General features: G+C 75.8%; 3 protein-coding genes and 1 pseudogene. 2 read left to right on the forward strand and 2 right to left on the reverse strand.

Translation table 11 applies throughout. The features are described 5' to 3' along the window. A partial coding sequence (locus ACWEN3_RS43070; protein WP_452983182.1) for a BadF/BadG/BcrA/BcrD ATPase family protein occupies positions 1-539 on the forward strand: 539 nt, incomplete at its 5' end. A gap of 164 nt (positions 540-703) precedes the next feature. After that, the gene (locus ACWEN3_RS43075; RefSeq protein WP_452983185.1) at positions 704-1,630 is read left to right on the forward strand and encodes a sirohydrochlorin chelatase; all 927 of its coding nucleotides are present in this window, start codon (positions 704-706) and stop codon (positions 1,628-1,630) included. Between the two features lie 599 nt (positions 1,631-2,229). Here the strand turns inward: ACWEN3_RS43075 and ACWEN3_RS43080 are convergent. Further along, complete coding sequence (locus ACWEN3_RS43080; RefSeq protein ID WP_452983187.1) at positions 2,230-3,264, reverse strand: lactonase family protein; 1,035 nt, start codon at positions 3,262-3,264, stop codon at positions 2,230-2,232. A gap of 173 nt (positions 3,265-3,437) precedes the next feature. Further along, a pseudogene (locus tag ACWEN3_RS43085) lies at positions 3,438-3,794 on the reverse strand (FUSC family protein); the annotation flags it as partial. Between the last annotated feature and the right edge of the window lie 134 nt (positions 3,795-3,928).

A 3,928-nucleotide genomic window follows, 5' to 3' on the forward strand; every position in this document is an offset into this window, starting at 1 on the left:
GCTGGGGCCATCTGCTGGGCGACTGCGGCAGCGGCGCCTGGATCGGGCGGGCGGGTCTTGAGGCGGCCCTGCGTGCCCACGACGGCCGCACCGAGGGCTCCGCATCGCTGCTGACCTGCGCGGAGGAGCAGTTCGGGCCGGTGCGCGGGCTGCCCGGTCTGCTCTACTCACGAACCGACCGGGCCGCCGTGCTGGCCTCGTTCGCGCCGCGGGTGGCCGAGTGCGCCGCGCTCGACCCGGTCGCGGCGGGCATCCTGCGGGCTGCGGCGCGGCACATGGCCGACTCCGCCGCGGCCGTGTGCCCGGCGGACGGGGAACCCGAGGTCGCGCTCACGGGCGGGCTGTTCAAGCTGGGCGACCCCCTCCTCGTACCGCTGCGGGAGGAGTTGGCGCGCAGGCTGCCGCGCGCACGGCAGGTCCCGGCGGAGGGCGACCCGCTGCACGGCTCGGTGCGGATGGCGACCGACCTCGCCGCCGGACGGCTCACCCTGCCGGGTGAACCGACGATGCTGGAGGTCGGCACAGCGCAAGCACCGTGAGGTCCGTACATAGGACGATTGATCCCCTTGTCGTCCCATGTTCCCGGCACGTGCCGGGAACACGTGCCCCGAGGCCGTAACTCATCAGACAAAACAGGACGGATACCGCTCACCTGCACCCTCCCCGAACAGGGGAGCCCAATAAGCCAGTAGCATGCGACGCCATGAGCTCCCCCACTGGGCCCGAGTCCGGCCTGCCAGTACGAATGCCGCGACCCCGCCAGCCCGGACGGCACCGCCGACCGGAACCGCTGGTGGCTCCGGAGGGCGCGCCCGCGCTCGTCCTCGCGGTGCCCGGCGTGCCCGGTGCCGCCACCCGCAGCCTCGCCGAGGAGGTCGTGAGCATCGCCCGCTCCGAGCTGCCCGGCCTGGACGTGCGGATCGGATACCTGGACGGGGACGACACCAAGTTCCCCGCGCTGCGGTCGGTGCTCGCGCACGCCGCCGAGGAGCGCACGGCCCGCTACCAGCAGGCCGTCGCCGCTGGCGTCGAGGGCATCAAGGAGCCCGACGGCCCGGTCGCCGTGGTCGTCCCGCTGCTGGCCGGTCCGGACAGCGCCCTGCTGCGCCAGATCCGGCAGTCCGTGATGGACAGCCGGGTCGCCGCCGATCTGACCGACGCGCTCGGCCCGCACCCGCTGCTCGCCGAGGCCCTGCACGTTCGCCTGTCCGAGGCGGGTCTGGCCCGTGCCGACCGCGCCCGGCTGTTCACCGTGGCCACGGCGGCCGACGGCATCATCCTGGCCTCCGTCGGCGGCGACGAGGCCGTGCAGGCGGCCGGGATCACCGGCATGCTGCTCGCCGCGCGCCTGGCCGTGCCGGTGATGGCCGCGGCCCTGGACCAGGAGGGTTCCATCGCCTCCGTCGCCGAGCAGCTGCGTTCCTCCGGCTCGCAGCAGCTGGCCCTCGCGCCGTACCTGATCGGCCCGGAGATCGACCCGGCGCTGCTCGCGGCGGCCGCCGAGGAGGCGGGCTGCGCCACGGCCGAGGCGCTGGGCGCCTACCCGGCGATCGGCAAGCTGGCCCTCGCCAAGTACACGACGGCCCTGGGCATCGCCCCCCAGCAGCCGCAGGGCACCCCGGTCCGCTGATCCCTGAACACCCGCACAACCCGGGCCCGCTCCCTTCGGGGGGCGGGCCCTTCACCTTGCCCGCGCTCGGCGGTACCGGACGGCGCGACCGGCGGCCGCCGACTGCGCGGGGACGGCCGTGGGAGCGCGCGCAAGCGGCCCCGCCGGCCGGGTCGCCACCAACGGCCCAGGCCCAGCCCGCCTGGCATTCGCCGGTGCCGGTCGAGGGGCCGCATGGTGCGGCGGGCGGCGACACGGCCGCCGCATGCAGAACCCCAGGATCGCCAGGTCGGCGCGGCATTCGGTGGGCCTGGCCAGCGCACATACGGCGACCGGACCTTCGCGTCACGCCGGGCAGATCGGCCCCGAAGGCGCCGGGAGCGGCCCCGCCGTCCGGTGTCGGCGACACACTCCCCCGCCCTGCATGGACGGTCAGTGCCGCCGGGGCACGACCCGGGGATCGCCCCCTTCGCCCGCTCGGCGCGGCAGCCGCTGGGCCTCGGCAGCGCGCACGGGGCGACCGGACCTTCGCGTCACGCCAGGCGGACAGGCCCCGAAGGCGCCGGGACCGGCCTCGTCGGCCGGTGTCGGCGGCACGCGCCCCCGCCCTGCGTGGACGGTCAGTCGAAGACGATGCAGGAGGCCGCGGTGACCTGGACCGAGCCGTCGTAGCGGGGCAGGCCCGTCCGGTCGTCCACGGCGAACCAGCTCACGTCGCCGGAGCGCTCGTTGGCCGCGTAGAGGAAGCCGTCCCGCTCGGCCAGCGCGCGTGGCCAGTGTCCGCCGCAGGGCACCGCGCCGCTCAGCCGGAGTCCGTCCGCCTCGACGGCGAGGACCGAAAGGACGTCCTCGCCGCGGGTGGCGGTCCACACGAAGCGGCCGTCGGGCGAGACCACGATGCCCGACGGGTAGGCGTCGCCGGCGGGGGCGCCCGCCAGCAGGGGAACCTCGTTCAGCGGCTTCAGGGAGCCGCCCACCGGGTCCCAGCGGCACACCGTCACCGTCGGGGTGAGTTCGTTGACGACGTAGGCGTGCTCGCCGTCCGGGTGGAAGGCCAGGTGGCGAGGGCCGGAGCCGGGTCGCAGGGCGAACTCGCGGTGCAGGACCAGAACACCCTCCTCCAGGCCGCACACCCGCACCGAGTCCGTGCCGAGGTCGACGCTGACCGCCCACCGGCCGGTGGGGTCGGACTGCACCTGATGGGCGTGCGGGCCGCGCTGGCGCCGGTCGTGCGGGCCGGAGCCGGTGTGCTGGAGCCGACCGGACGGTTTGGCGGCGAGCGTGCCGTCGGGGCGGACGGGCACGGCGGTGACGCTGCCGCAGCCGTAGTTCGCGGTGAGCAGGTGCCCGGCGTGCAGGCCGAGGTGGGTGGGCCCGCTGCCGTCCACGGGCACGGGCGGCCCGGCGAGTTCCGGCCGGTCGCCGCCGACGCGGTAGGCGGCGACGGTCCCCTCGGCCGTCTCGCTGACCGCGTAGAGCATCCCGCCGTCCGGGGAAAGGGCGAGGTAGGACGGGTCCGGTACGTCGTTCACGGCGGCGACCAGGGTGAGGGCGCCGCCGTGTGGCGCGACCTCGGCGGTCACCAGTCCGGGTCCGCCCGCCGCCGTGAACGAGCCGACGAACGCACGCCGCCTGCCGCTGCCGTCCTGTGCCACCGCTGTCCCCTCTCGGTCGAGCCAGTCCGGGGCCGACGGTAGCAGTCGTTCAGGGGCGGTCTAGACCAAGAGGACGGCGTGGAACGGAGGTTCTTCACTCCGGTTCGGACACGGACAGGGCCCCCTGCCGTGGGGCAGGGGGCCCGTGAATCGCTCAGGCGTGCAGGAGGGGCTCAGGCGCCCACCAGCCGTGACCCGGAGGGTGCCCGCAGGGGCTCGGCCAGGTCGGCGAGGGCGCGCTCCAGGCCGTGGAGGTGGGCCAGGGCGGGTTCGGCGGGTGCCTCGGCGGGCCGGTGCAGGGGCTCGGCGCCACCCGTGGTGAGCGCCTCGACGGCGGCCTCCACGCGCCAGCAGGCCGCGGCCAGCCGCGCGTCGTGGGAGGCCTCGGGGTCGGCGGCGACGGCGACCAGGCCGCGGATCTCGCGGGCGCAGTCGTCGAGGAGCGCGAGAACCCGCCGGGCGCGCCGCTTGCGGGCCGGCATGGGGTTCAGCGGGTGCACCAGCGGGGCGACCGACAGCCGGACGCGGCCTCGTCATCTCGGCCCTTCGCAACCCTGAGCCGGACGTGTGGGACCACCCTGGACATCGCCCGCACCGCCGAGGAGCTGGCGGACCTCGCCGCCGAGGAGTTCGCCGACCTGGTCACCGTCGACCTGCTCGACTC

This window comes from Streptomyces sp. NPDC004561, from assembly GCF_053602155.1.

Excerpts from the sequence above, each read along its gene's own strand:
- ACWEN3_RS43075 (WP_452983185.1), top strand. The coding sequence starts at position 704 with ATGAGCTCCCCCACTGGGCCCGAGTCCGGCCTGCCAGTACGAATGCCG.